The 26,542-nt window shown below is 55.6% G+C and carries 23 protein-coding genes; 12 read left to right on the plus strand and 11 right to left on the minus strand.

The window, feature by feature from the left end; all coding sequences use genetic code 11:
* Positions 1–112: 112 nt before the first annotated feature.
* Genes ACR0EK_RS10440 through ACR0EK_RS10470 form a run of 7 tightly spaced genes read left to right on the plus strand, consistent with a single transcriptional unit; the run spans position 113 to position 8,983 of the window.
* The gene (locus ACR0EK_RS10440) at positions 113–970 is read left to right on the plus strand and encodes an ABC transporter permease (RefSeq protein ID WP_480483515.1); all 858 of its coding nucleotides are present in this window, start codon (positions 113–115) and stop codon (positions 968–970) included.
* Positions 967–1,755 carry an ABC transporter permease gene (locus tag ACR0EK_RS10445; protein WP_480483513.1) on the plus strand — a complete coding sequence of 263 codons (789 nt, stop codon included), beginning with the start codon at positions 967–969 and terminating at the stop codon, positions 1,753–1,755. Before ACR0EK_RS10440 ends, ACR0EK_RS10445 begins: the two co-directional genes overlap by 4 nt.
* A complete protein-coding gene (locus tag ACR0EK_RS10450) occupies positions 1,752–2,849 on the plus strand; it encodes an ABC transporter ATP-binding protein (protein ID WP_480483511.1) in 1,098 nt (365 codons plus the stop codon). The genes ACR0EK_RS10445 and ACR0EK_RS10450 overlap by 4 nt, the downstream gene beginning before the upstream one ends.
* A 17-nt stretch (positions 2,850–2,866) precedes the next feature.
* Positions 2,867–3,928, plus strand: a complete 1,062-nt coding sequence (locus ACR0EK_RS10455; RefSeq protein WP_480483509.1) for an ABC transporter substrate-binding protein — start codon at positions 2,867–2,869, stop codon at positions 3,926–3,928.
* Positions 3,929–3,988: 60 nt separating this feature from the next.
* Complete coding sequence (locus ACR0EK_RS10460; RefSeq protein ID WP_480899730.1) at positions 3,989–6,055, plus strand: FAD-dependent oxidoreductase; 2,067 nt, start codon at positions 3,989–3,991, stop codon at positions 6,053–6,055.
* On the plus strand, positions 6,052–7,626 hold the full coding sequence (locus ACR0EK_RS10465; RefSeq protein ID WP_480899727.1) for a trimethylamine methyltransferase family protein: 1,575 nt from the start codon (positions 6,052–6,054) through the stop codon (positions 7,624–7,626). The genes ACR0EK_RS10460 and ACR0EK_RS10465 overlap by 4 nt, the downstream gene beginning before the upstream one ends.
* Complete coding sequence (locus ACR0EK_RS10470) at positions 7,619–8,983, plus strand: aminotransferase (protein WP_480487994.1); 1,365 nt, start codon at positions 7,619–7,621, stop codon at positions 8,981–8,983. The genes ACR0EK_RS10465 and ACR0EK_RS10470 overlap by 8 nt, the downstream gene beginning before the upstream one ends.
* Positions 8,984–9,275: 292 nt before the next feature.
* On the opposite strand, the gene ACR0EK_RS10475 is transcribed toward ACR0EK_RS10470, so the two are convergent.
* The 4 genes from ACR0EK_RS10475 to ACR0EK_RS10490 form a co-directional block, all read right to left on the minus strand.
* Positions 9,276–10,145, minus strand: coding sequence for an EamA family transporter (locus tag ACR0EK_RS10475; protein WP_480899725.1), 870 nt, complete (start codon positions 10,143–10,145; stop codon positions 9,276–9,278).
* A gap of 3 nt (positions 10,146–10,148) precedes the next feature.
* Entirely contained in the window at positions 10,149–10,934 is a 786-nt protein-coding gene (locus tag ACR0EK_RS10480; protein WP_480546016.1) for a phosphodiesterase, read from the minus strand.
* Between the two features lie 343 nt (positions 10,935–11,277).
* Positions 11,278–11,802: a redoxin domain-containing protein gene (locus ACR0EK_RS10485; protein ID WP_480483497.1), complete on the minus strand. Its 525-nt coding sequence runs from the start codon at positions 11,800–11,802 to the stop codon at positions 11,278–11,280.
* 56 nt (positions 11,803–11,858) lie between these two features.
* A complete protein-coding gene (locus tag ACR0EK_RS10490; protein WP_480483495.1) occupies positions 11,859–12,608 on the minus strand; it encodes a hypothetical protein in 750 nt (249 codons plus the stop codon).
* On the opposite strand from ACR0EK_RS10490, the gene ACR0EK_RS10495 reads away from it, so the two are divergent.
* Entirely contained in the window at positions 12,602–13,237 is a 636-nt protein-coding gene (locus tag ACR0EK_RS10495) for a MarR family winged helix-turn-helix transcriptional regulator (protein ID WP_480483493.1), read from the plus strand. The genes ACR0EK_RS10490 and ACR0EK_RS10495 overlap by 7 nt on opposite strands.
* Positions 13,238–13,948 carry an MOSC domain-containing protein gene (locus ACR0EK_RS10500; RefSeq protein ID WP_480899724.1) on the plus strand — a complete coding sequence of 237 codons (711 nt, stop codon included), beginning with the start codon at positions 13,238–13,240 and terminating at the stop codon, positions 13,946–13,948.
* Positions 13,949–14,191: 243 nt separating this feature from the next.
* Here ACR0EK_RS10500 and ACR0EK_RS10505 read toward each other — a convergent pair whose 3' ends face one another.
* Positions 14,192–15,052: a LysR family transcriptional regulator gene (locus tag ACR0EK_RS10505; protein ID WP_480899722.1), complete on the minus strand. Its 861-nt coding sequence runs from the start codon at positions 15,050–15,052 to the stop codon at positions 14,192–14,194.
* On the opposite strand from ACR0EK_RS10505, the gene ACR0EK_RS10510 reads away from it, so the two are divergent.
* A complete protein-coding gene (locus tag ACR0EK_RS10510) occupies positions 15,051–16,067 on the plus strand; it encodes a nuclear transport factor 2 family protein (RefSeq protein ID WP_480899720.1) in 1,017 nt (338 codons plus the stop codon). The two genes, ACR0EK_RS10505 and ACR0EK_RS10510, sit on opposite strands and share 2 nt — an antisense overlap.
* Before the next feature lie 17 nt (positions 16,068–16,084).
* Complete coding sequence (locus ACR0EK_RS10515) at positions 16,085–17,038, plus strand: VOC family protein (protein WP_480487999.1); 954 nt, start codon at positions 16,085–16,087, stop codon at positions 17,036–17,038.
* Between the two features lie 135 nt (positions 17,039–17,173).
* On the opposite strand, the gene ACR0EK_RS10520 is transcribed toward ACR0EK_RS10515, so the two are convergent.
* The gene (locus ACR0EK_RS10520; RefSeq protein ID WP_480967798.1) at positions 17,174–18,376 is read right to left on the minus strand and encodes a diaminopropionate ammonia-lyase; all 1,203 of its coding nucleotides are present in this window, start codon (positions 18,374–18,376) and stop codon (positions 17,174–17,176) included.
* A gap of 84 nt (positions 18,377–18,460) precedes the next feature.
* On the opposite strand from ACR0EK_RS10520, the gene ACR0EK_RS10525 reads away from it, so the two are divergent.
* Positions 18,461–18,940, plus strand: a complete 480-nt coding sequence (locus ACR0EK_RS10525; protein ID WP_480871246.1) for an Lrp/AsnC family transcriptional regulator — start codon at positions 18,461–18,463, stop codon at positions 18,938–18,940.
* 225 nt (positions 18,941–19,165) lie between these two features.
* Here ACR0EK_RS10525 and ACR0EK_RS10530 read toward each other — a convergent pair whose 3' ends face one another.
* From ACR0EK_RS10530 to ACR0EK_RS10550, 5 genes are all read right to left on the minus strand, one after another.
* On the minus strand, positions 19,166–21,610 hold the full coding sequence (locus ACR0EK_RS10530; RefSeq protein ID WP_480899715.1) for a GcvT family protein: 2,445 nt from the start codon (positions 21,608–21,610) through the stop codon (positions 19,166–19,168).
* Between the two features lie 8 nt (positions 21,611–21,618).
* Positions 21,619–22,500 (minus strand): phosphotransferase, encoded by an 882-nt coding sequence (locus ACR0EK_RS10535; RefSeq protein WP_480899713.1) that lies wholly within the window; start codon positions 22,498–22,500, stop codon positions 21,619–21,621.
* Position 22,501: 1 nt separating this feature from the next.
* Complete coding sequence (locus tag ACR0EK_RS10540; RefSeq protein ID WP_480899712.1) at positions 22,502–24,493, minus strand: ABC transporter permease; 1,992 nt, start codon at positions 24,491–24,493, stop codon at positions 22,502–22,504.
* Positions 24,490–25,512: a quaternary amine ABC transporter ATP-binding protein gene (locus ACR0EK_RS10545; protein ID WP_480483473.1), complete on the minus strand. Its 1,023-nt coding sequence runs from the start codon at positions 25,510–25,512 to the stop codon at positions 24,490–24,492. Before ACR0EK_RS10545 ends, ACR0EK_RS10540 begins: the two co-directional genes overlap by 4 nt.
* 76 nt (positions 25,513–25,588) lie before the next feature.
* The gene (locus tag ACR0EK_RS10550) at positions 25,589–26,536 is read right to left on the minus strand and encodes an ABC transporter substrate-binding protein (protein ID WP_480899710.1); all 948 of its coding nucleotides are present in this window, start codon (positions 26,534–26,536) and stop codon (positions 25,589–25,591) included.
* Between the last annotated feature and the right edge of the window lie 6 nt (positions 26,537–26,542).

Genomic DNA, 26,542 nt, shown 5'->3' on the forward strand with positions numbered 1-26,542 from the left:
AATGTCTCATAGAGGTAGCTCACAGGAATATTGACACGAAAGGCCATTCTGGCGCAACATTTAATGGACGATCGTCCATTAGTGACTCGTGAATTGCGGGAAGGGAGGTTGGGTGATCTTTCGCAGCGAAGCGTCCCGGGGATATACCCTTAGCGCGCCAGCCACGGCTTACGTGGGCTTTCTGGTCGCGGCGCCATTGGTGATCCTGATTGCCTATTCATTCTGGACCCAAACCTATGTGACGCTCGACAAGACACCGACGCTGAAGAATTACAGCGATGCGTTTGCGGATCCGCTGGTCCGACACCTGATGCTTCGGTCGATCTGGATTGCCGGAGCGGTGACCATAGTCACCGTCGCGCTGGCCTATCCCATCGCGTATTTTATCGCGATGAAGGCCCAGAAAAAGACCATCTGGTTATTACTGATCACCATACCGTTTTGGTCCAGCTATTTGCTGCGCGTATTTGCCTGGAAGCTCATTCTGGGGTTCAATGGAGTGATGAACTCTGCGCTTCTTGCGCTGGGTTTGATCAGCGAACCTCTCGACTTCCTGCTCTACAACGAATTCGCAGTCGTGCTGACGCTCGCTCATGCCTGGGCACCATTTGCGATCCTGCCGATCTATGTCTCACTGCAAAAGATCGATCCGAGCCTTCTTGAGGCTGCAACAGATCTTGGGAACAGCCCCTTTCAACGTTTTATGCGGGTGACGCTGCCGCTGACGATCCCAGGTATCATTGCTGCTTGCCTGATCATCTTCATCCCTACAGTCGGTGATTATGTGACCCCGGCTCTGGTTGGTGGTTCAGATGGGAAGATGATCGCCAATCTTATTCAGGTGCAGTTCGGGGCCGCCAACAACTGGCCACTTGGGGCTACGCTATCGTTAATCGCAATGCTGTCGGTGGGCTTTGCGGCCATCGTGTTTGTCATGTCCGCCACACGGCTGGGGAGGCGGATCAGATGAGACGTCCTACGACCCTGACAGCCTATGCGTTCGTGTATCTGCTGTTTCTGTACCTGCCGGTTTTGTTCCTGCCTTTGTTCTCTTTCAACAGCGGCACAATCGTTGCGTTCCCGATTAAGGGCTGGACACTGGACTGGTATCGGAAGCTGGGCGAGCAGGACACGTTGATCCAGGCGCTTTGGAATTCGCTTGCTGTCGGCACTGTTGTTGCCCTTCTGTCGACCGCCATGGGATTGTTCGCCGCCCGTGCCTTCGTTCGGTACCGTTTTCGGGGTCAACGCGCGGCAGAAGGTCTGGTGATGCTGCCTTTGGTGATCCCAGGTATTATCGTCGCCTCTTCAATGCTGGTCCTGTTTCTGTTTCTTGGTCTCAAGCCGTCATTGCTGACCGTCATTCTGGGCCACACGTTTCTCGCGCTGCCGTTCTCTGTCTCGATCTTGAAATCAGCCTTTGATGACTTCGACGCATCACTGGAGGAAGCATCTTACGATCTGGGCGTCGGTGTGTTCGAAACCTTCCGCCGCGTGACGCTGCCGGTCGTCGCCCCCGGTATCGTAGCCAGTGTTTTGGTCACATTCACCGTCAGTTTCGATGAGTTCGTCCTTGCCTTTTTCCTGTCCGGCAACCAGCCAACCCTGCCGGTTTACATCTGGAGCCAGATCCGTTTCCCCGCCAAGCTTCCAAATGTGTTGGCGCTGGGGTCGATCCTGCTGCTGACTTCGGTTCTGCTTCTGGTTCTGGCCGAATACTTCCGCCGCCGTTCATCCGCATCAGAGGTCCGATGACACACAGAAACATCATAGAGCTCAGGGACGTCGAAAAGCGCTACGGAACATTTGTGGCCGCGAGCGGAATAAACCTTGACCTCAGAGAGGGTGAGTTCTTTTCGCTCCTCGGTCCTTCAGGGTGTGGCAAGACCACGGTTTTACGCATGATCGCGGGCTTTCAGGAACCCACCAGGGGGAAGGTGCTGATTGACGGTCAGGATATGGAAGGAGTGCCGGCCAACAACCGACCGACGAACATGGTCTTCCAAAGCTACGCAATCTTCCCACACCTCAATGTCGGGAACAACGTAGCCTACGGGTTGCGGGGCAAAGCGCCCAAGGCCGAGATCGACCAGCGCGTCGCCGAAGCTTTGGAAATGGTCGAACTGGGTGGTCTTCAGGATCGCGGCGCAAGCGAGTTGTCGGGCGGGCAGCGTCAAAGGGTGGCGCTTGCCCGCGCGCTGATCATGCGGCCAAAGGTGTTGCTTTTGGATGAACCCTTGTCAGCGCTTGACAAGAAGCTGCGTGAACAGATGCAGTTTGAAATGCGCAATCTGCAACAGTCGCTTGGCATTACCTTTGTGATGGTCACGCATGACCAGTACGAGGCTATGACCATGTCCGACCGTATCGGCGTGATGTTCAACGGACAACTCAAACAAGTTGACACGCCAACGACGCTTTATGCCCGTCCCTGTGATCAACAAGTGGCCAGCTTCATCGGTGAGATGAACATATTGCCGGCCCGGTTACTGAGCGAAAGCGGTGACATGTTGTCAATCGATGCGGCTGCCTTCGGGCGGATGGAAATCGAGAGAAACCCCAATGTGGCGACCAGCGCCAGAAACATGAACATCGGTATTCGACCGGAACAGTTGGAGATTGCTGAGGACCGTCCTGAAGACTACCCATCAACGGTTCAGGGCACTGTCAGCAACGTCGCCTTCTACGGTGAGAATATTCACTACCACATTCAGGTGGCTGGGGCCGAGAAACCAATCTCGGTCTCGGTTCCGAACTATTTCCACACGGTCGACTTTAAACGCGGCGATGTCGTTTGGCTGGGGCTTCAGGCGGCTAGCGTGATCGATCTTGGTACGATCTCGGAATAAAACAGAGGGAGGATAGAATGAAACTTCAGGGAATTGCGGCCTTCGCGTGTGCGACGGCAATAACGACAGGCAGTGCCAGTGCAGGTGGCGCCGATCTGACGGTTTTTGACTGGTCGGGATATGAAGATCCCGGATTCTTTGCCAGCTACATGGAAAAATACGGGGATGAAGCGCCAAGCTATTCCTATTTCGGAAGCCAGGAAGAAGCCTTTACCAAGCTGAGTTCCGGTTTTACCGCTGATCTGGCACATCCTTGTTCTGACGCGGTCAGAAAATGGGTCGCAGCTGATCTGATTCAGCCTTTGGATGAAAGCAAGCTGACCAATTGGGCGGATGTGCTGCCCGAGATCAAAGAGGTCGACGCCATCGTTCTGGACGGCCAGCTTTACATGCTGCCGTTCGAATGGGGGAACACAGGTCTTATCTATCGCACCGACAAGATATCAGGGGATGACATCTCACTGCAATTGATGGCGGACCCGGCCTATGCAGGCAAAATCGCCATCCCGGATGCTGCATCGTCTGCTTATGCCTTGGCCGCGCTGGCCACCGGAAACGCGGATGACTACACCAACCTGAGCGATGAGCAATTCAAGGAAGCATCGGATTTCCTGCGCTCGATCCACCCGAATATGCGTTTTTATTGGTCCGATGCGGGTCAGTTTGACCAGGCCATGACCAGTGGCGAGATCGAAATGGGGTGGGCCTGGAACCAGTCCGAACTGAACCTGATCTGGAACGAAGTGCCCGCGGCCATGATGCGCAACGTGGACAAGGGCATCGCGACCTGGGCGTGTGGCTATGTGCATCTGAAATCGTCCACGACACCGGTCGATCAGGTCTATGACCTTTTGAACGCGCTTACGGACCCTGCCAGTGGTCAGTACATCATCGACAACTGGGGCTACCCGCATTCCAACGCAAAAGCGTTCGAAATCGCCGATCAGGGCAGTATAGAAGCCTATGGTTTTTCCGATCCCAAAAGCTTCTTCGAAGGCAGTTTGTTCTTTGATGCTGTGAACCCCGAGCTTGAGGCGAAGATGCTGGCCGAATTCGAGCGGATCAAAGCCGGCTTCTAACATAACCCACTATCCGGAGCCTTTAGGCTCCGGAACTCAACTACAGGAAAACGCGTGATTATGTCGAACGCGAACCCATATGCTCTGCTTTTCGAACCGGTCCAGATCGGGCCCGTCACAGCCAGAAACCGCTTTTATCAGGTGCCGCATTGCACCGGGATGGGGCATCTCAGGCCGCGGGCGGACGCTGCCGTTCGGGGAATGAAAGCAGAAGGTGGCTGGGCCGTGGTGTCCAATCAGGAGACCGAGATTCACCCGACCTCGGACTTGTCCCCGTTCCCAGAAGGGCGACTGTGGGATGCGCGCGATGTGCCTGCGCTGCGGCTGATGACGGATGCGGTGCATGCACATGGCGCGCTGGCGGCCATCCAACTGGTTCATAACGGCAACCATGCGCAGAATCTGCTGACCCGCGCTCCGGTTCTTGCACCGTCCGAAATGTCTGTGGATACGACGCAACCAAAGCATGCGCAGGCCATGGACAAGGCTGATATCCGGGAACTCCGCCGTTGGCACCGCGACGCAGCCCTGCGCGCGAAAGAGGCCGGGTTTGACATCGTTTATGTCTATGCCGGGCACAACATGACATTGGCGCAACATTTCATGCTGGCCCATATGAACCAACGCAGCGATGAATATGGGGGGTCGCTTGAAAACCGCGTGCGGCTGACCCGTGAGTTGCTGGAAGACACCCACGAAGCCATAGGCGACAGCTGTGCCGTGGCGTTCCGCTTTGCCATTGACGAGATGATGGGCGCCGACGGTATGCAGGCGGCAGAAGAAGGCCGCGCCGTTGTCGAGTTATTGGCCGATCTTCCCGACCTGTGGGACGTGAATGTCGCGGATTGGTCCAATGACAGCGCAACGACCCGTTTTCAGCCCGAAGATGGCTATCAGAACGCGTTTCTGTCCCACGTCAAACAGATCACCCGAAAGCCTGTTGTTGGCGTTGGCCGACTGACGTCCCCGGACATGATGCTGTCGATGGTCAAAAAGGGAATTGTCGACCTCATCGGTGCCGCGCGGCCATCCATTGCGGACCCTTTCATACCAAAAAAGATCGAGGAAGGCAGGATCGACGAAATCCGGGAATGCATCGGCTGCAATATCTGCGTGTCGTCGGACAATCTGGGTATTCCGATCCGCTGCACGCAAAACCCAACGATGGGCGAGGAATGGCGCCGCGGCTGGCACCCCGAGATCATCGCGCCGAAAAAAAGCGAGGCCGAAGTGCTGGTCATCGGTGGTGGACCTGCGGGGTTGGAATGCACCATGCAATTGGCACGGCGCGGGTATCAGGTGACACTGGCCGAGGCCTCAGCCGAACTTGGTGGACGGGTAGGTAGGGAAAGCAGACTTCCAGGCCTCGCCGCCTGGTCGCGCGTGGTTGACTATCGCCTGAACGATCTGAAACAGCGGGCCAATGTTCAGTTATTCACTGACAGCAAGCTCGAAGCCGGACAAGTCGCCGAGCTTGGCATCGAGCATGTCTTTGTTGCAACCGGCAGCTATTGGCGTGCCGATGGAGTGGGTCGCAATACGCAGCGCCGCCTGCCTAGGGTCACGCCGGATGCCAAGGTGTTGACGCCTGATGACATCATGAATGGGGTTCTGCCCCCGGACGGCCCGGTGATGATCTATGATGATGATCACATCTATCTGGCTGGGGTGATTGCCGAGAAATTGGCGACTGCCGGATATCAGGTCATTTTTGCCACGCCAGAGAGTTTGGTTTCGGCCTACGCCGTTCACACATTGGAACAGTCCCGCATCCAGGCCCGCATGATCGAACTGGCGGTCGATATCCGCTGCAATCAGGTGCTTACGGCGGTTCAGAGCGACGCGGTGCGGATAGGCTGTGCCTTTACCGACCGCGAAACTGATATCCCGTGCGCCTCAACGGTTCTGGTGACCGAGCGCCAGCGTGAAACCGCCCTTTTCGACAGCCTGAAGGGAGCCGGTTTGAAAACCCTTGACCTCATTGGTGATGCCGCGTCGCCGGGACTGATCGCAGACGCAGTTTTTGCAGGTCATCGCGCCGCCCGCGATTTCGAGCGCCCAAAGGTCGATGCAGACAAAGACTGGTTTCGCCGTGAGATTATTGATTTGGCAGAGGATGCAACATGAACAGCACCAATGAAGCACCCCGTTCACGTCGTCGCGGGGGCGGGGGGCGCGCAGCGCGTCTGAAGGTACAACAGACGACCACGGGTAACGAAGCCGTACGCGGGGGTCTGAGCGGCGGACGCTATAGACCGCTGACTCAGACCGATATGGAGAACATCCATCATGCGGCCTTGACCGTCCTGGAACAAACCGGAATTACCGACCATTTCCCGGAGTTGCTTGAGTTGGTGCTTCCCAAAGGTGCAGTGCTGAGTGACCTCAACCGGCTGTGCTTCCCACGCGCCCTGATGGAGGAAATCCTGGCAGGTGCCGCCAAGGAGTTTTACGTCTATGCCCGAGGGGAGCGCGAAGGTAAGGACGACATGCATTGCACGGCAGAAAGCGTCTATTTCGCCAATTCCGGCACCGCCGTGACAACATTCGATTCCAAAACCAAAACCTATCGTCCGTCGGTTCTGCGTGATGTTTATGATTTCACCCGCCTGGTCGACTGTTTGGAAAACATTCACATGCTGGGCGACACGGTTCTGGCGACGGATGTGACCGATGACTTCACCCATGACATGAACACCATTTATGCCATGCTTGCGGGCAGCCAAAAACCCGCTTGCCTGACGTTCCGTGACCGCAGCCACATTCCACATGCCATCCGCATGTTTGATCTGGCCCAAGGGGGCGAGGGGGCTTTCCTGAAAAAGCCAAGCGTCATATTCGGCGGCTGCCCCATTGTTTCCCCCTTGCGGATCGGCAAGGAAAATATGGAGATCCTGATTGATACCGCCAAACTTGGCCTGACTGTCGATTTGGCTGTGCCGCCTCAAGCCGGGGCCACGGCACCTGCGACGCTTGCGGGAACGCTGGTTCAAACCGTCGCCGAAACACTTGCCTGCGTTGCCATCGTCAACCTGATCACGCCGGGTTGCCCCATCTGCTTTGCGGCCTGGCCCTTCATTACGGACTTGCGCAGCGGGTCTTTTACTGGCGGCAGCGGCGAACAGGCGCTGATCGGTGCCGCAGCAATTCAGATGGGCAACTTTTACGGCCTTCCTACCTCGGTGGGTGCAGGTATGACCGATGCAAAAATACCTGATGCGCAATACGGGTTGGAAAAGGCGCTGACCTTTACCCTTGCGGCGCATGCTGGTGCCAATCGCCTGTGCGAGTTTGGTGGCATGATCGGTAGCCTGATGGGATGCAGCTTTGAAAGCATGGTCATCGATGACGAAGCGGGCGGCATGATCCTGCGATCGTTGCGTGGGATAGAGGTTACTGATGAAACCATGGCGGTGGATGTGATTCACCAATGCGCCATAGATCCGGGTCATTTCCTCGGCAATCCGCACACGCTGAGCTATATGAACAGCGAATTTGTCTACCCACAGCTGATGGACCGCGAGCGTACGGACACTTGGGAGAATGAGGGGAAAACGGATCTGTTGGACCGCGCCCGCAACAAGGCGAATTCCATCCTCGACAGCCATTTTCCTAATTATTTTGGTGCTTTGGACGCTCGGGTGCGCGAAGAATTCCCTATTGTACTAAGCGCGGAAAGCATGGCCCGCCATGGATAACTCCAACGCCAAGCAATGGGACAACGACCACTTCCTGCACCCGTGGGAAGGGATGGAGGCTTTGGGTGAAAACGACCGCACCTTTATCGAAGGCGCCAGCGGCATCCATCTGATAAACGAAAAGGGTGCTCGCCTGATCGACGGTCCGGGGGGAATGTGGTGCACCCAGATTGGGTATGGGCGCACGGAAATGGCCGAAGCAATGGCCGAGCAAGCCCGGAACCTTGCCTATTTCTCACCCTTCAACAACACCAACTCGACTGCGGCACAGTTCGCCCGCGAAATCGCCAAACGTGCGCCCGGCGATCTGAATAATGTCTTCTTTACAACCGGCGGTTCCACTGCGGTTGATACAGCCATCCGGTTTGTCCATTTCCGCAACAACCTTATGGGTCGGCCAGAGAAAAAGAAAATCATTTCAAGGCAAAAAGCCTATCACGGAAGCACTTATCTGGCAGCCAGCGTCAGTGGAAAAGAACGTGACAGGCTTTGGCTCGACAAGGCCGACGACCTGGCGCATTTCCTGCCGGACGTGAACCCGCTTTACCGCGCGCCCGGTCAAAGCGATGAAAGCTTTCTGAACGAGAAAGCTGCCGATCTCGAAAACGCCATTGTGGCACTTGGCCCGGAAAATGTTGCCGCTTTTATCGCTGAACCGGTTTTGGCCTCGGGCGGTGTCATCGTGCCACCAATCGGATATCACGCACGCTGCCTGAACATCTGCAGGAAGTATGATGTCCTGTATATATCAGACGAGGTTGTCACGGCTTTCGGCCGATTGGGTCATTGGTTCGCCTCCGAGGCTGTCTTTGGCATTCAGCCCGACATAATCACCTGCGCCAAGGGGATGACATCCGGGTATGCGCCGATGGGGGCCGCGATTATCTCAGATCGGCTGATAGCGGATGTTGCGGGAAAAGATGCCACCTTTTCGAATGGCTACACCTATTCGGGCCATCCGGTCAGCGCGGCTGCCGGGTTGAAAAACATCGAGATTTTCGAGCGGGAAAAGATACTCGAACACGTTCAAAAAGTCGGCCCGGTTTTTCAGGATCAATTACAGCAGTTGCGTCAGATTGACATTGTGGCCGATGCCCGTGGGATGGGATTGATGGGGTGTGTTCAGTGCTCAGTCGATGGCGATCCCCAGAGCGAGCTTGGGCGCGACTATGAGATTGGCAGTCGTATCGATATGGAATGCCAGAAACGCGGTCTGCTTGTACGACCCGTGATCAACATGTGTGTTCTTTCACCGCCCCTCATCATTACAAAAAGCGAAATCGAGCATATGTTTGCTATTCTGCGACAAGGGCTAGAAGCGACATCCGAGTGGCTCGGCAGGATCAGTGGCCGGTGACTGTTGCAGGCTGTCGCTGCGAAAACCTGGAGATCGGCTACCGTAGCGGCATTTAGATCTTAAGGATTGCCAAGTTCGTTTTCGTCAAGGAGTTGGCGTATTTGCACTGCCCGAGCGACTATGGCATCTACACGTTGGTTCCAGAGATGGAGTGTTTCGGATCATCAGTGTAGCCGTTTGATTCTGTCGTGCACGGCCATTACAGGACCGATTGTTTACGTCCAGAGAGATCCCAAACAAGGCCAGTAAAGGAATGACGAATTCGTAGCGCGTCAAGACAGTGACTACAGTTTCAACCTCGGGACAGCGTAATCAAAAGGATTCCCAATGCGATCAGGCTTGCCCAGCCGATACGGTGCAGAAAACGGGATTCCTTCAATATGATCGCCGCGAGGGTCACTGAAACCGGGATCGATGCTTGCCGTACCGCGCTGACTGTGGCGGCTTCGGCCCCAAGCTGGAACGCGGTCAGGATGAATAGGTAAGACAGATAGGACGCAATCCCGGCAAAAGCGATCCGCACCGGTGCCTGCGCCCAGCCACGCACGACCCCCAGAAACGGGGCTGACAAGTGGCGATCTTCCCAGGCTCTGATGCCAGCAAGCAGCGGTGTCACCAGAATATAGGTGAAAAACAGGAAAGATGCCGGATTGGTCAGCTTCATCGCTTGGGCATCGCTTAGCGAATAAGCGGCAGATCCCAGCATCGCCATACTTGCCAGCGCGAATGCTTTGTGATCATGCAGCAGTCCGCCAGGCGACTTCTGAATCATCAGGCTGCCTAGCAGGACCAATGCGATCCCCAGCAGGGTGAACCACGAGTAATGCTGATCAAGGGCCAGCCAGCTGAAGGCGACAATGGCAATCGGCGACGAACGGATAATCGGATAATAAACCGACAGGTTCCCACGTCTCAGGGCCGACAATGTGCCGTAGTAGTAGAAGGTCAACCCAAGGGCTGAGATTGCGACAAAGGGCCAGGTCTCAAGTGGCAGGCTCAATTCCTGACCCATAACCAGCGTATGAACCGCCGCCAGGATCACCCAGGTCAGAGACACTCCGACATAGCACGACACCGGATGCGCAACCCCTTTCAGCGTAAGGTCGCGCAATGGGTGGGTTGCCGCCGAAACCAGAACCAATGCGATCCAATAGGCTTCCATACCTCAGGTCTGATGCAATGGGTTACGTTGCAGGAAAGTGTTGAAATGCACCGTCAGCTGATCCTCGGCGATCTGTACGACACCGTAAGCCGGAGGTTCGTCGCAGAACTCGCCATCGACACTGGCCGCATTCAACGGAATCTGATGGTTGAGACTGGGCAGGCTGGTAAATGGAATGCCACGCCAGTTCACATAGGTCATGCGGTGCACATGGCCGTAAAACACATGCCGAATGTTGCGCCCGTGTTTGAGGGCGTCAGCAAAGGCGTCCGCCTCGACCAGCCTGATCTCGTCCACAAGGGGAATGCCAAGGTCAAAGGGCGGGTGGTGCAGGAACACATAGGTTGGCTTGTCCTCGGCTTGGGTCAGTTGCTGCCTGAGCCAGTCCAGCCGGGCAGGGCAAAGCTGCCCTTCATGCACATCGCGCCCGTCTTTGGTTGAATCGAGAAACAAGAAAACCCCCTCATCCGTTTCGAACCGATGCTGGACAAACCCGTTGGCATCCTTTGGATGATCCGGGAAGACCGATTGGAAAACAGTTCGGTCGTCGTGATTTCCAATCAGCAGAAATGAGCGGAGCGGAAATGCGGCCAGTTTCGCCTTGAGCGCCCGATAGGCCTCATCCTCAGCAAATTCAGCCAAATCTCCAGAGATGACACAGAACGCCGCATCGGAATGCCACCGAAGGATATCGTCCAAACAGGCGTCCAGCCGCTGGGATGGAAAGCCGCCGTTTAGCGGGCCGGAGTCGCGGACGAGGTGTATGTCAGTGATGTGAATGAATTTCATCAGCCATTTTCCCCGAGTATTGCAAGAAACAAGGTATCGACGAAGTTTGCCGATCACACGGATTTAGTAAGAATTTCACTGGGTTCACTCGCTCATACGCGACAAGGTTTGCAGTCGAACACGACAGAGTTCGCGAAACTTCCTCCAAATGATGTGAAGCCGTAGTCCCGATAATCCGGCCGTATTGCTGTCGCGGGTACGCAAGTCTGAAACGGGCGCGGTACCGTGCCTAAACGAACATGTGGAACCCGGGCAGTTTTGCTTAGCAGAGAAAATGGAGAACCAATGTCGCGCACGCCGAGGAGGTAGATACGCTTAGGTTTGCCCTCTGTATGCCGCCGTTTCACACAGCGCAGCCAGTGTCATCACACCGCCTGGCCTGGCTGGGTTGCCGACTTGCGTCCACAGCGGCAGCCTCGCTGGCAAGTAGGCTTCCAATCTCTGCACCCAGCTGCAGCTTAGAGACCTGGCCAAAGTGATGTGCCGCAATCCGGCCTGACTGATCCAATAGAACAAGGCTGGGCGTGCCGCGCATTCCGTATGCCGCCATGGTTTCCGGCAAAGGCCCGGTGCCCTGTTTGTCGACCGCCACAGGAAACCTGATACGGTATTCGTGAAGAAAGGCTTTCAGTGATACCGGCGTCATTGCGTCGTGATGTTCGAAAACGGTGTGCAACCCGATTACGGCGACGTGTTCGTTGGAAAAATGCTCCCGCACAGCTTGTGCCAGAGGGATGCCATGGATGACGCAGCCTGGGCATAGCATCTGGAAAGCCTCAATGACGACAACCTTACCCTGGAAATCCGAAAGCATTAAGTTCTTGTCAGTGTTGAACCATTCACTGACCTGCAGTTCAGGCGCTTGCATATTGATCTCTCCTGTTCAGAGGTCGGCCGCCTGCCTGAGACGACCGGCTGACATCGTTATTGAAGCTTGCCCGGTAGGCTCAGGTCGCCCGAGGCAATGTCGAAAACATCCGTGACGCACAAAAGCGGAGCGTGAATGTTGGCGTTTACCCGCAGAGCAGAGGTTACGCCATCATAAGCGATGCCTTCCAACTGAACGTCGTTGGAAAATCCGGCTTTGACTTGAATTTCCGGACCATCGAACAGCGGTGTGAACCCTGGGCTGTCCAGGAAGATTGGGAATCCAGGCCAGGTTGCAGGAAGCTTTGGCGTCGTCCCTTCAGGGATATCGCGCACTGCAAGGGCGCCCGGGCCGCAAGTTTCGGTCGGGGCGAGAACAACCCAGTGGCTGTGCCATTCGATACCGTCGTTGGCTGGGTCGCCATCGCCGTTTTCATCAAACAGCGGGGTGTCGTCAAAATCCGGGTGGCTGGTTGCAGCCATTGCCAAGATGCCGGCGCCGCCTTCGAAACCTACTGCAGACGTATCCAGGGATGTAGGCCACACATAGGACCAGACGTCTGACCCTCCTACTGCCCCGGTTCCTGCCGGCACCGATGCCCCGGCAGTACCATTGGTGGTCATGTGGAACGTAATGGTATTGCCGTTGCGATGCGCATGCGCTGCAAGGATGTCAAAGTCGGCCACCTTGGCGACATCAGCGGGAGAGACAACAGCCCCCTCCTGATGTATCGCGTGATCGCCTTCTGCGACGGCGGACGAAGCTCCGATCACAACTGCAGCAAGTGATTTCCAGGTGAGTGTCATTTCTTATCTCCGGTAAAGTGATATCGACTCGCTACCAAACGGAGAAACATATTGCAACTTTAATTTCGACTCGCTACTTGTTGGGCATGAGAACCGCCCACAGTATTCGTATCCTTATCAACCGTCTTGCCCGGATAGATTCCGCTGCGGGCTGGACGGGCGACCTGAACCCGACACAAAGGGCGGCGCTGGAGTACCTTTCCGAGGCAAATCAGTTTTCCCGTTCACCGTCACATGTCGCTGAGTACCTTGGGACAACCCGCGGAACGATGTCCCAGACACTGAAAGCGCTTGTGCGCAAGGGATACGCTGCCGAGCACCGACAAAAATCTGACCAGCGGTCGATCTCGTACGAACTGTCCAAGGCGGGCGCCTCTGTTTTGACAGAGGCCAATCCGATTGCTGACGCCATCGGCAATCTGCCCTCCAGCGTTCAGGTGTCTCTCAAGGATGGTCTGCTTCAGAGCTTGATGTTGGCATTGGCAGCGAACGGTGGTCACTCGTTCGGGAAATGCATGACCTGCGCCTATCATAAGAAAGGTCAGAAAAATGGCTTCTGCAGCTTGCTGGAAGTGAGCCTCGAGCGTGGCGAAGAAGAAAAGATATGTATTGAACACAAAGAGGCCTGAATGACCCTTCCTGAACTATCGACAGTAATAGGTGGCATTTTCCTGGGTTGTGTCACGAACCGCTGGGAGGCAAAGCCGCCCTCTGCCATTCAGAAGGATCGGGTGTCTGGCCGTCAGGTCATTTCGCTTACTGGATTTTCAGATGATGCACAGGCGGACCTGACCGTGCATGGCGGTGCAGAAAAAGCCATTCACCATTATGCGCAGGATCACTATGCGGATTGGCAGAGAGAAGGGCAGCTGCCCCCCGGCACAGAGCCCGCAGCATTTGGTGAAAACATCTCAACAACCGGTTTGACCGAGGAAAATCTGTGCATTGGCGACATCCTGAGGCTGGGCACGGCAATCGTTCAAATCAGCCAGGGCCGTCAGCCCTGCTGGAAACTGGGACTGCACACCGGAAATGAAAGGATGCCCTACCTGTTTCAGAAAACGGGTCGCACTGGGTGGTACTACCGTGTTCTGGAAACCGGCGAGGTCGAAGCAGGAGATCGAATAACGTTGATTGAAAGGCGCAATCCGGACTGGAGCGTGCAGCACGTGACCCGCGCCCGACTGACACGACGAGTTTCCCGCAAGGATGCCGAAGCCCTCGCAAATCTGACGGACCTCGCCCCTGGCTGGCGGCAAGCCTTTGCGCGCATGGCGATGGGCGACGTAAAAGAAGATACGCGCGCGAGATTGGGGAGCATGTCGAACACATCGCCTTAAGGCCCCACTGCGAGACTTCAGCATGTTTGTTGGAAGACATGGGCAGGTCGCCAGCGCGGTGCACATCGGCACGTCAAGGGGCTATATGAATTTCTGGCGGTTGATCAGCCAGGAAGTTTCCAGTGAACGTTCCGCTTTCGCAGTTAGGATATCGGTTCCGGTTGTCGGAAGGAGGGTCCGCATGCGGCGGACCACGTCTTTTGCGCGCCATCTCAGAGATGGCAATCAAAGTTCCTTTGCCCTTCATCGGGCGGTCGCTATCTCCGATATGAGCGCGCGGAGCCATTGGTGGCGAGGTGACGCTGCCTGGCGCACGTGCCAGATCTGCGCAATTCTATCGGGTTGCAGGTCGACGGGTGGACTGCAATGAGCAAAGCCGGCAAAGATATTGTCCTTTAACCGCGCAGGCATAGTCGCAATAGTATTGGTCCCGCGAATAAGAGAGGCGATTGCCGAGAAACCAGGCAGCGTCACTGAGATGCGGCGATGCCTTTCCAGGTGGCTGAGCGCCAAATCGATAGCGGTAAGTTCGTGTTGCCCGGGCATCATGACCGCGTGGGGCAACGCGCAATAAGCCGTGATTGTATCAGGAGCAGTCACGTGGTCAGGGTCGAAATAGCAAAGATCATTGTCGGTCAGGATCAGTTTCTGCATCAAGTCGGCTTCGGTTCCGGTAAGCTCGGGCGCCAGCACCAGATCGACCTGCCCGTTGCGTAGTAGTTCGGCCCAGTCTTGTTGCGACTGCGCGCGCCAAATGCGCAGTTGTACCTTCGGTGCGCGGTGTCGCAACGCGTGAAATAAGGGTTTCAGCACGATTTCGGTCTCATAATCATTGGCGGCGATCACAAACTGGCCGCTGTCATCACGAGGCTCGTATTGCGCGGGTTCTGTAAATGCGTCCACTGCCTCCAGAATATGTTGCGCTTGTGCAAACAACTGGGCTGCGCGCGGCGTAGGAGAGATACCGCGCCCCATAGGGACAAACAGCTCATCTTTCACAATTCCGCGTAGCCGGTTCAATCCATGGCTGACAGTGGATTGTGTGACCTCCAGACGTCTGGCCGCCGCCGTGATCGAACCTGTGTCATAGACTGCGGCAAACATGCGTATCAAACGGACGCCGAGTTCCTTATTATCGTTTTTCTTCATGAGTTATATGGTTATTCTTTCTGTTATTTTCATCAATGAAAATCTCTATCTGGTCGCCACATGCAACCGAAAAGGTAAACCCATGCCGTTTAGAAAATCCGTCCTCTTTGCTGCAACCGCTGTGGTTATGGCGCTTTCCACTCCGCTCCATGCTGATAAGCTAAGCATTGACGCACAAACCCAGGCCTCAATCAAACTGGCCGAAGGGTTCTATCGGGATGTTTTGGTTTACCGGAACCTCAACAATTTCGGGAAGTACATCGGCGATACCTATGTTCAGCATGCCACCGCATATGGCGACGGGCCGGTTGAGTTGATCAAGGCCGTTGCCGGTGAACTGACTGCCGATCCTGATGTGCAGGTGGATCTCTACCGTGTGCTTGCCGAGGGTTCCTATGTTGCAATCCATTCTGTCTGGACCGGCAGTAACGGGGACCAGTACGTCTATGTTGATGTCTGGCGCGCCGAGGACGGAAAACTGGTCGAACACTGGGACCACTACCAGCAGGTCCCCGAAAGCGCGGCGAATGAAAACACTATGTTTCAGGGACCAAACGCAGATGTTTATTCCGATCAGAATATCGAGCAGAACCGTGAACGTGCTATCGCCGTTCTGAAAAGCTTTGAAAACCCAAGTGATCTATCAGCGGTCGAAGCGTATATCTCCTCCGAGAACTATATACAGCACAACCCGAGCGTGCCGGATGGGCGCGATGCTCTGGCAGAATACTTGACCGGACTAGCTGCTGATAACGTGCGCCTAAAAACAGAAATTGCCAAGACTATTGCGATGGGCGACATGGTGCTGGTTCATTCGAAGCAGACCAACCTCGACATTGAGGGCGATCTGGGCATCGGATTTTTCGATATCTTCCGCTTTGATGACAATGGTTTCATCGTAGAGCATTGGGACATCGAAGAAGCGCAGACCGGAGAATCCGCAAACACCAACGGCGTGTTCGAGTATTGAGGATCAGGAGAAACCCCATGACCATCAAACCCGGCAATGTGCACAGGCGAGGATTTCTAAACAGGATGGCCGGAGGTTTGACCGCCGCCGCCGGTACAGCGATGATCGCTGATATGCTGGCAACGCGGGCCTACGCCAGCGCGGTTGATGGGAAGGGGGTTTCGAAACTCAGAAAAGGAGCCTATGGCATGAGAAGCAGCGAAGCCCCCGTGTCAATCGGCCGTGTGGCACTGATTGTGAACAATCTGGACACTGTTGGGACCTTTTACCAACAAGTGCTTGGCCTTGAGGAATTGGCGCGGGATGGCGAAACCCTGAAACTGGGCGCAGGAAACAACGTTCTGCTCGAGTTGCGCCAAGACCGTGCTGCGCGGCGCTATCCGCATGCGGCGGGTCTTTTCCATACAGCTTTTCTGATGCCGGACCACGATTACCTGGGACGCTGGCTGATCTATGCTGCACAAAACCGCATCCCTTTGACCGGGGCGGCGGATCACGACGTCAGCGAGGCGCTGTATCTAAACGATCCAGAAGGCAATGGGATCGAAATCTACGCCGACCGGCCTGTTGAAACATGGCAGATGGATGGAGAGTATATCCGCATGGGCTCGCATCATCTGGACCTGGAGGCCATTGCAGGTGCGGCCCGTCAAGACTGGTCCGGGGCTCCGGAAAATATGGTGGTCGGACATGTCCACCTACAGGTCGGGGATATCAATGCGGTCGACGAATTCATGACACGACATCTAGCGCAGGATCGCATGCTGCACGAAGGTTCAGCAGGGTTCTACAGTTCGGGTGGGTACCACCATCACTTTGCAGGCAACGTCTGGAACAGCAATGGTGCAAAAGCTCGTCCAACTGACAGCAGCGGCTTGGATGAGATCGTGCTGTTGACGGATGGGACTGTATTGCAACCGCAAGAGCTGACAGACCCTTGGGGAACGCGGTTCACTGTCGAAAGGAAGTGAACCTGCATGATTGGCCAAGAACAAAGGCGTATCTTGCAGGCCGGACAGCGGTAAACTCCTGCGGCGTGGCCGGAAGGTGGAAGCCGGGCGCGGCTTCCACCAAGGGGGAATACCACGCCGGGTCATTTCCGCAAGTCAGTTGCTATCATTCATGATCCGGTCGAAAACATGCGGATCTGTGACGCCCTCTGACCCGATCAACATCACTCGGGATTGTGGCGTAATTTGATATTGTTGCCGCAGGTCGGTGCGCAATGACGCGCAGATCAAGCCAATCAGACCGGCCACGGCGCTTTCTCCGGCTTCGATTGACTCATCTCCGAAAGCGCCGTTTGCCAATAGGCGGACGGCCGGTGCCACAAGCTGGTCCGGGATTTTCATGAAACCGCTGGCGGCCTCTTCCAAAACGTTCCATGCCAATTCGGACGGCGCGCCGCAGGATAGACCAGCCATTATGGTTTCTTCGCCTACTTCGACGGCTGTAGGCCGATTTGCCTGGGCGCTTGCAAAAAGGCAGGGGGCCAATTCAGGTTCGACCACGATGACGCGCGGCGCATTCTGCTCCCATTCCTGGAGGAATACCGCGGTGACGGCAGCCGCTAAGCCTCCAACGCCGCCTTGAAGGAAGACATGAGTGGGTGGCAAAGCCAAATCCTGCACGATCTCGCGCGCCATGACCCCGTAACCAGCCATGACATCAAGAGGTGCCTGAGTGTAACCGGGCCAGGAAGTATCTGAAACAATCAACCAACCGTGTGCCGCTGCATCGGTCCGGGTCTGTGCCACGGAAGCGTCGTAATCTCCATCAACCCTGATCACTTCGGCCCCCAGCTGGCGCATTACGTCGGCGCGGAATGCGCTTACTTCTTTGTGAATGTAAATTCGGCATGGCGCGCCGAAGCGCTGGGCACCCCAAGCCACTGAACGACCGTGATTGCCATCTGTCGCCGAAATGACGGTTATGTCTGCAATTCCGGCAGTATGGGTGCCGTTTCGGATCTCATCGGCAGTGACTTCACGGCCTGTCTTTTTGGTTAATTCGCGCTGTAATACTCGCAGAACCGCATAAGCGCCGCCAAGTGCTTTGAAACTGCCCAAACCGAATCTTAACCCTTCATGCTTGTAATAGACTGCGCCCAGATCCAGTGCTTCGGCTAGACCTTGAAAGGACGGCATTGGCGCTCTTTTGTACCCACTCCAGCTTTGAATTTCCCTCTGTGCGAGGTCAAATCCCTCGCGGGGTAAGGTGGCTGTGGCGGCATGGCCAAAGCCTGGCTTGGCTGTATGGCTTTCAATTCCGACTGTCTCAAAGTTTGCGAGCATTTGTGGTCCTTCCATTGTTGGTGCAAATATAATTCAATGTCAGCGATGTTTTCGCTCTGACTTGCTGGTAATTTTGAGGCAAACTTGCATGAGGTCGCCATGAAACAAAAATATTCATCAGGAAGTCTGGATAGCTTCGATCTCGCGATTCTTAGGGTGTTGCAGCAGGACAATACGGTGCCGCACCGTCAAATCAGTGAAAGCGTGAATCTGTCTGCGCCCAGCGTGCAGCGGAGGATCAAACGCATGGAGGCGGAGGGGGTCATTGCCGCGCAGTCAGCGCATATTGATCCGGCAGCCGTGGGATTGCCGCTGACCATTTTCGTCGAAGTCGAACTAAAAACCGAGACTGGCGGAAAAATCGATGAAATCAAGAAAAGCTTCTATGATGCCCCTGAGGTTCAGCAATGCTACTATGTTACTGGTGAAGTGGATTTTGTTCTGATCGTTATCGTTCGAGATATGTCCGAATATGAAAAGCTTACCCAACGGTTGTTCTTTTCGAACAAGAACATCCGAAAGTTCAGAACATTCGTTGCAATGGACCGAACAAAGTCATCCATGCAGTTGAACATCTGACTTGTGCCTCTCCAGAGCATGTAGTCTGGCGGGGTATTTGACTTTTGCGCGGCGAGAACTGGAAACAAAGTGCTTGTGCATTCCAAATCTGCCAGAAACCTGGTGATCTGGGCGGTAAATCCTGCCGAGATACCTCTCGGTTTACCTGGAAAATAACCACGTTTCCTGAGGTATTGAGGTTGGGACACATTTGCCCCAACCTCATCCAGGTAACAGGAGTTTGTGTTATGATTTGATACGGTCCATTTTGGGATCGTAAAGCGGTTGAAGTGTCACGTCGCAGGAGACACGTTGGGTCGCAACCTCCAACTCATACGTGCCGGACGTAACAAAATCTGCATCGACGCCGAACTGATTTCGGACATAGCCGTAACCGATGGATTTACCGGTTGTATAGCCATAGCCTCCCGACGTTAGCCAACCCACCCGTTCTCCATCCCGGTATATCGTTTCGCGGCCCAACAGCACCACATCGGGGTCGACGGTGAAGCAGGCCAGCATCTTTTTGACGCCCTCGGCCTTTTGCTTCTCGCTTGCCGCGCGACCCTTGAAGTTTATGTTCTTGCGCAGTTTCACAGCCCATCCCAGACCGCTTTCAAACGGCGTGTGATCGGGCCCGATGTCAGACCCCCAGGCGCGGTAACCCTTTTCTAGCCGAAGAGATTCAATTGCGCGGTAGCCCGCATTAACCAGCCCTTGCGGTTGCCCTGCTTCCATCAGCGCGGAATAGACTGTTTGCGCGTATTCGACAGGCAAGTGCAGTTCCCAGCCAAGCTCGCCCACGTATGTCACCCGCAGCGCCTTGACCGGGCAACCCGCGATGCCGATTGTCCGGATCGTGCCAAACCTGAACCCGTCATTCGAGACATCATCACGGGTAACTGCCGCCAGAATATCTCGTGCTTTTGGCCCCATCAGCGACAACACTGCGTTCGAGGAGGTGATATCGAACAGCTGGCAATTCAGCCCGTCCGGAATATTTCGGCTGATCCAGTCAAAATCGTGGGTGGCATAGCCGGTACCAGTGACAATGTAGAATTCATCATGTGCTACACGGCCCACGGTCAGGTCGCATTCAATTCCGCCCTTGTCATTGAGCATCTGGGTATAGACCAGCGCACCCACCGGTTTGTCCACATCATTGGCACAAATCCAGTTCATCGCCGCCAAGGCGTCCGGGCCTTTCAGCGCGAATTTGGCAAATGATGTTTGATCGAACAGCACTGCCGCTTCTCGGGCCGCTTTGTGTTCACGGCCAACAGCAGCGAACCAGTTCTGGCGACCAAAGCTGTATTCGTCCTTGGGCGTTTCACCCAGCGATGCGTCGGCAAACCAGTTTGGACGCTCCCAACCCAGTTTTTCACCAAAGCAAGCGCCCTGATCCATAAGCGTATCGTACAGCGGTGACTTGCGGCAGGGGCGGCCGGACTCGTGTTCTTCATGAGGCCAGGCCATAGTGTAGTGTTTGCCATATGCTTCGACTGTTCGGGTGCGAACCCAATCGGTGTCGAAATGCGGGCGGCCAAAACGGCGAATGTCGGCGGACCACAGGTCAAAGGGCGGCTCGCCCTTGGCGGCCCATTCTGCCAGCACCATTCCGGCGCCACCGCCAGAAGCAATGCCAAAGGCGTTGAAACCAGCACCAACAAAGAAATTCTTCAGCTCTGGTGTTTCACCTACAATGAAGTTGCCATCCGGAGTGAAGCTTTCGGGACCATTGGTTAGGGTCTTGATCCCCGCGGTCTCCAACGCTGGCACCCGGCCCAGCGACAGCTCCATGATCTGTTCGAAATGGTCGAAGTTACTGTCGAGCAAGGTGTAGTGGAAATCTTTAGGTATGCCATTCACCGCCCACGGGATCGGGTTCGGCTCATAACCGCCCATGACGAGCCCACCAACTTCTTCCTTGTAATAGGTCAGCCGATCGGGATCCCGCAGGGTAGGCAGATCACCGGGTACACCAAATGGTTCTGTGACCATGTACTGATGTTCCATTGGCACCAGCGGCACATTCACACCGAACTTGGCGGCAAAATCGCGCGTCCACTGACCGGCACACACGATCACCTTTTCACATTCGATACGGCCATGTTCAGTGATTACGGCGCGGATCTTGCCGTTCTCGATTTCAAGATCGGTGGCCTTGGTATCCTCGAATATCTTCGCGCCTGCCATGCGCGCTCCCTTGGCCAGCGCCTGGGTAATGTCCGAGGGGTTTGCTTGCCCATCGGTGGGCAGGAACGCCGCGCCGATGACGTCACCGATATCCATCAGCGGCCAAAGATCCTGCGCTTCCTTCGGGGTTAGCAGCTGCATGTCCAGACCAAAGGAATGGGCTGTGGTGGCCTGCCGTTTGACCTCGGTCCAGCGTTCCTCGTTGCAGGCAAGGCGCAAACCACCATTCATTTTCCAACCCGTTCCCAGACCGGTTTCTTCTTCAATCTTGTTGTACAGATCGACTGAATATCCCAGCAGCTGAGTGATATTGGCGTTCGAACGCAGCTGCCCCACCAGGCCCGCAGCATGGAATGTGGTGCCTGAAGTCAGCTTTTTGCGTTCCAGCAGCACCGTGTCGGTCCAACCCAGCTTAGCAAGGTGATAGGCGGTCGAGCAGCCGATGATGCCGCCGCCGATGATGACGGCTTTGGCTGTATTTGGAAGGTCGGTCATATCTGTCCTCAGGTGTTTTTGTAGTCGGTCAGGGCCGTGCGAAACCGTGCGAGATTTTCGCTTGTGTAGGCTGCGTAATCGAAGTCGATTTCCGAGGTGATCTCGGACACCATGCTCCACATGGTTTCACGAAGCAGCGAGGCGCATTTCATCGCCGTATAGCGATGACGTAATTGGTTGGTGACGGGTGCCTGGAAATAGGTTTCCAGAACCCAGTCCTCTTGTTCATTGGAAAGAGAGTTGTTCGAGGCCAGCCCCCCCAAGTCAAATAATGGCGAGTTGAATCCCGCGTAGTCGAAATCGATCAGCCACAGGCGGGTGCCATCGTCCAGAAAGTTGCCGCAAAGCAGGTCGTTATGGCCAAACACGATGTCGAACGGCCCGGCCTCGGCTTCCAGGTCATTTCCAATTCGAACAAGTTCCGGGATCAGGTCCGTGTGCGAACTTCCACGCTCGGTGAGAGTGGCAGCATAGTCGCGGATGACGTGAAAGACCCAGAATACCAGCGACGGGCCGCGCAGGTGCTTGGGCACCTCAAGGTGGCAGGTTTTCACGAGTTCCAGCACCCGAGGCAGCATACTGGGGTCGCGTACGTCTTCTTCGGTCAGAGTGCGGCTTTCGACGAATTCCAGCACTGTTAGTTCGTTGGACGAAAATACTACAGCAGGTGACAGACCTGCAGCATGGGCGGCCTTACTGGCAGCCAGTTCGTTAAAGCGCATCACCTGGTGCAAAGGGATGTCGTCACCGACACGCACCACGTAGGATCCACTGCTGTCAGTAACCTTGTAGTTCACATTTGTGATCCCACCCGTCAAAGGGGTGGCTTTGATCTCGCCCTGCCAGATCGGTAGCTTGCGAATGCGGGTCATCAGATCGGATTGGGTCATATCAGCTCTCCATTCCAAAGCGGATGCGTGCCTGACGAGCGCTTGCGTTGATCAGCCTATCAGCGATGATGGCAATGAATGCGATGGACAGACCTGCTACCAGACCCCGGCCAGTGTCAGCCTTTGTCAGGGCAATGTAGACCTCTTGCCCCAAATCCCGGGTGCCAACGAGGGCCGTGATAACCAGCATGGACAGTGCCAGCATGATGGTCTGGTTAATACCCAAAAGGATTTCGGGCAGGGCCATCGGCAAGCGAATATGGCGCAAGAGTTGCGTGCGTGTGCAGCCAGAAACCAATCCGGCCTCGATCAATTCCTCACTGACCGAGCGCACGCCGTGGGCCGCATAACGTACGGCCGGGGCCAGTGCGTAAAGGACTATGGCAATCAGGGCAGTGAAATCGCCGACCCGGAACAGCATCACTACCGGGATCAGATAGACAAAGCTGGGCAAAGTCTGCAACGTATCAATCAACAGGTTGATCAATGTCCCGGCGCGTTTGTTCAGTGCGGCCACAACACCCAGCGGAACGCCGATCAGAGTAGCAAGAAACACAGAGGCTCCGCAGAGATAAACTGTCACCATTGCCTTGGCCCACAGTCCTGACACGAGGATCAGCGACGCCAGTCCTCCGCACAGCAGCGCCAGCCGCCAGCCCCCTGCGTGCCAACCCAGCAAGGTCAGCATGGCAATGGCCCAAGGCCATGGGATTCCCAGCAAAACCGTTTTGATCGGGATCATGAACCACGTCAGGAAGAAGATCTTGATCGCCTCGAACGTGTCAAAATAATTGATGTTCAGGTATTTGACCGTGTCATCCCAGAACCCGCCAGTGGTGATCGTCTGGCTTTCAGGATATTCCAGCAACAGGGGTGAAAACTGTCCCAGAACCCAGGTCAAAATCAGCAGGATCATTACCAGAACTGTCCGACGATGGCGGGTGATCCACGAGCCGGGGAGCTCGTGATGTACCTGCCCCATACGCTCAGCAAAAGCCTGACTTAGGCGATCGACGGCAATGGCCAGAACTACAATGGCAATACCGGCCTCGAACCCAGCGCCGATGTCCAGCCGGCGCAGCGCGGCAAGGACGTCAAACCCTAATCCTCCGGCCCCGATCATCGAGGCAATGATGACCATGTTCAGCGTCAGCATGATCACCTGATTGACGCCTACCATCAGACTGTGGCTGGCGGAAGGAACCAAAACGCGCCACATCAACTGCTTTTGCGTCGTGCCTGCCATGCGCCCGAAGTCCAAAATCTCGGGGTCGACGGCTCTCAAGGCAAGCGTGGTGATCCGCACCATGGGTGGTGTCGCATAGATGATAGTTGCAACAAGCGCCGAAATCGGTCCAAAGCCGAACATGAACAGAATTGGTACCAGATAGGCAAAGATCGGGATTGTCTGCATCAGGTCCAGAATGGGCGAGATGATGCGATCGAAAGTCAGGTGGCGATAGGCCAATATCCCCAACAACAGCCCGCCGCCCGCGCCAATCGGCACCGCAATCAGGACGGAGGCAAGCGTTACCATCGCGCTGTCCCACTGGCCAAAAACGGCCAGATAGGTAAAGCAGCCGCCGACCAACGCCGCCAACCCCCAGTCCCGGCAATACTGTCCCAAAGCTATTACGGCGGTGATAACCACAATCCAGCTGATCGCAGGTAGGATGACTTGCGCATCGTTGCCTTGCCCGGTGACAAAACCCTCGGCCAGCAGGGACAAGACAAGGTCATAGGGCTGTTCTATCAACCAAGCAGCAGCGCGGGTAACGTCGGTGAACGAAACTGGGCCGATTGCAGCATCCTCGATCAGCCAGGACATTGCAGATGAGATATAAGTTTTGAACGGGACGACCCAAGCCGACGGGAATTTGGTGATCCAGCGCGCATCGAGCGCTTTTCCCAGGTTGCTGCCGAAATACCCCAGCAGGATCGTGAGTCCGACAAACAGCAGAATGATGAGCTGACTGCGGGACAGGCGGCTCATACCGCGTCCCCTTCACCGAATAGCACATGGGCCACATCCTTGCGATCAATGGCGCCAATAACCAGCCCATTGCTGTCTGTCACGGGAATTGGCGCATCTGCGGCGATGATCCGTTCCGCCACGGTCGAGACGCGGGTCGATTGCACAATGGGCTCACCTTCACCTGCAGCGCCGACGGTCATTACACCACCAACCGTCAAAACCTTGGAGCGCGGAATATGGCGCGTGAATTCAGCCACATATTCTGTCGCTGGATTCATCACCAGTTCTTCCGGGGTGGCGATCTGGATGACTTCACCATCCTTCATAATGGCGATGCGGTCGGCCAAGCGAACGGCTTCTTCAAAGTCGTGCGTGATAAAGACAATAGTCTTATGCAACCGTTCCTGGAGTCGCAGAAATTCGTCCTGCATTTCGCGCCGGATCAGCGGATCGAGGGCCGAAAAAGGCTCGTCCAGAAACCAAAGATCGGGCTCTGTCACCAACGATCGAGCAATGCCCACACGCTGTTGCTGACCACCCGAGAGCTCTCGTGGATAGTAGTCCTCGCGCCCCTTCAGGCCGACCAGTTCCACCACGTCTCTCGCCTTTGCGTCGGCTTCGTGTTTGGGCGTAGCCTGAATAGTCAGGGGGAACATCACATTCTGCAATACGGTCAGGTGCGGCAGCAGGGCAAAATGCTGAAACACCATGCCCATCTTGTGCCGGCGGATTTCAATCATTTCTTTCTCGCTGGCGCGCAGCAGGTCGGCGTCGTCGAACAGAACCTCACCGCTTGTAGGTTCGATCAACCTGGACAGACAACGAACCAGGGTTGATTTGCCTGAACCGGACAGGCCCATGATGATGAAGATTTCACCTTCAACGATTTCAATATTGGCGTTGCGTACCGCTCCGATCACACCCGCATTTCGAATGTCATCTGCCGATGGGTTCGGATTTTGCGCCAGAAGGGTCTCGGCGTTTGGACCGTAAAGCTTCCAAACGTTTCGGCAGGACAGTTTTGTTGTGGGAGTCATCAGTGGTGTCCGGGACTAAGACGGAAAAAGACCGAAGCGGTAGAGGAGAGCGGGGTAACCGCTTCGGCCAAGCAGATTATTTAGAGATCCAGCCAGACCAACGGTCCTTGTTCGTCTCCATCCAATCCGCGACAACTGCATCAATATCCACACCGTCCAGATCGGCTTTGCCGACCATGGCGCTCATCTCGTCGTTATTGATGTTATAGGCTTCGATGATGTCATACGCGCCCGGCCACTTTTCTTGCAGGCCAGACCAAGCAGCCTTCCAGATCGGACCGCGCGGTTTTCCGCAATCATAGGCCAAGGCCGGGTTCACACCGACGGACGGGTCGCTGTAGCACTCGGCCGAGTATGGCGGAAACTCCACGAATTCACCGTCATATTTGGCCGGGGCCCAGTGCGGAACATAGACCCACAGCATGATCGGATCTTCGCGCTGATATGCGGATTCCAGCTCTGCAAAAAGCGCAGCATCCGTGCCTGCGTGGACAACTTCAAACTCTAACTCTAACGCTTCGACGCGTTCTTCGTCGAAACCGCCCCAGGTCACGGGTCCGCCGACATAGCGCCCATTTGGCGAGGTTTCAGCCGTGGCAAATTCCCCTGCGCAGTCTTTCAGAGCTTCCCAGTTTGGCAAGCCGGGGCAGCGGTCTTTCATGTAAGTCGGGTACCACCATTCTTCGATCGCCATCAGACCGGTTTCACCAACGTTCACCACATTTCCAGAGGCGGTGGCTTCGTCCAGCGCTTCACGCCCGGTGGTTTCCCAGATTTCCATTGCCAGATGTAGATCACCTGTCTTCAGGCCCGCAAACTGAGCGATATAGTCTGCCTGTACATACTCAACGTTGTATCCGGCCTCTTGCAGGATTGATCCCATTATCTTGGTGTTGATCAGCTGCCCTGACCAATCATGCAACGTCAGTTTGATTGGGTCCGTCGATTCGGCGGCCCAAGAAGCCGAAGCAGTTACGCCAGCGACTAATGCTATTGCGTGTAGTGTATTGAATTTCCTGATCATGTTGTG

Source organism: Ruegeria sp. AE4, assembly GCF_056542185.1.

Bases quoted from the DNA above. Each gene is read 5' to 3' on its own strand.
- ACR0EK_RS10505 (WP_480899722.1), bottom strand. From the start codon at position 15,052: ATGTTTGCCGCAGTCTATGACACAGGTTCGATCACGGCGGCGGCCAGA.
- ACR0EK_RS10530 (WP_480899715.1), bottom strand. From the start codon at position 21,610: ATGACCGACCTTCCAAATACAGCCAAAGCCGTCATCATCGGCGGCGGC.
- ACR0EK_RS10500 (WP_480899724.1), top strand. From the start codon at position 13,238: ATGACCCTTCCTGAACTATCGACAGTAATAGGTGGCATTTTCCTGGGT.
- ACR0EK_RS10480 (WP_480546016.1), bottom strand. From the start codon at position 10,934: ATGAAATTCATTCACATCACTGACATACACCTCGTCCGCGACTCCGGC.
- ACR0EK_RS10460 (WP_480899730.1), top strand. From the start codon at position 3,989: ATGTCGAACGCGAACCCATATGCTCTGCTTTTCGAACCGGTCCAGATC.
- ACR0EK_RS10485 (WP_480483497.1), bottom strand. From the start codon at position 11,802: ATGCAAGCGCCTGAACTGCAGGTCAGTGAATGGTTCAACACTGACAAG.
- ACR0EK_RS10445 (WP_480483513.1), top strand. From the start codon at position 967: ATGAGACGTCCTACGACCCTGACAGCCTATGCGTTCGTGTATCTGCTG.
- ACR0EK_RS10535 (WP_480899713.1), bottom strand. From the start codon at position 22,500: ATGACCCAATCCGATCTGATGACCCGCATTCGCAAGCTACCGATCTGG.
- ACR0EK_RS10475 (WP_480899725.1), bottom strand. From the start codon at position 10,145: ATGGAAGCCTATTGGATCGCATTGGTTCTGGTTTCGGCGGCAACCCAC.
- ACR0EK_RS10515 (WP_480487999.1), top strand. From the start codon at position 16,085: ATGACCATCAAACCCGGCAATGTGCACAGGCGAGGATTTCTAAACAGG.
- ACR0EK_RS10455 (WP_480483509.1), top strand. From the start codon at position 2,867: ATGAAACTTCAGGGAATTGCGGCCTTCGCGTGTGCGACGGCAATAACG.
- ACR0EK_RS10540 (WP_480899712.1), bottom strand. From the start codon at position 24,493: ATGAGCCGCCTGTCCCGCAGTCAGCTCATCATTCTGCTGTTTGTCGGA.
- ACR0EK_RS10465 (WP_480899727.1), top strand. From the start codon at position 6,052: ATGAACAGCACCAATGAAGCACCCCGTTCACGTCGTCGCGGGGGCGGG.
- ACR0EK_RS10470 (WP_480487994.1), top strand. From the start codon at position 7,619: ATGGATAACTCCAACGCCAAGCAATGGGACAACGACCACTTCCTGCAC.
- ACR0EK_RS10545 (WP_480483473.1), bottom strand. From the start codon at position 25,512: ATGACTCCCACAACAAAACTGTCCTGCCGAAACGTTTGGAAGCTTTAC.
- ACR0EK_RS10550 (WP_480899710.1), bottom strand. From the start codon at position 26,536: ATGATCAGGAAATTCAATACACTACACGCAATAGCATTAGTCGCTGGC.
- ACR0EK_RS10525 (WP_480871246.1), top strand. From the start codon at position 18,461: ATGAAACAAAAATATTCATCAGGAAGTCTGGATAGCTTCGATCTCGCG.
- ACR0EK_RS10450 (WP_480483511.1), top strand. From the start codon at position 1,752: ATGACACACAGAAACATCATAGAGCTCAGGGACGTCGAAAAGCGCTAC.
- ACR0EK_RS10520 (WP_480967798.1), bottom strand. From the start codon at position 18,376: ATGGAAGGACCACAAATGCTCGCAAACTTTGAGACAGTCGGAATTGAA.
- ACR0EK_RS10490 (WP_480483495.1), bottom strand. From the start codon at position 12,608: ATGACACTCACCTGGAAATCACTTGCTGCAGTTGTGATCGGAGCTTCG.
- ACR0EK_RS10510 (WP_480899720.1), top strand. From the start codon at position 15,051: ATGCGTATCAAACGGACGCCGAGTTCCTTATTATCGTTTTTCTTCATG.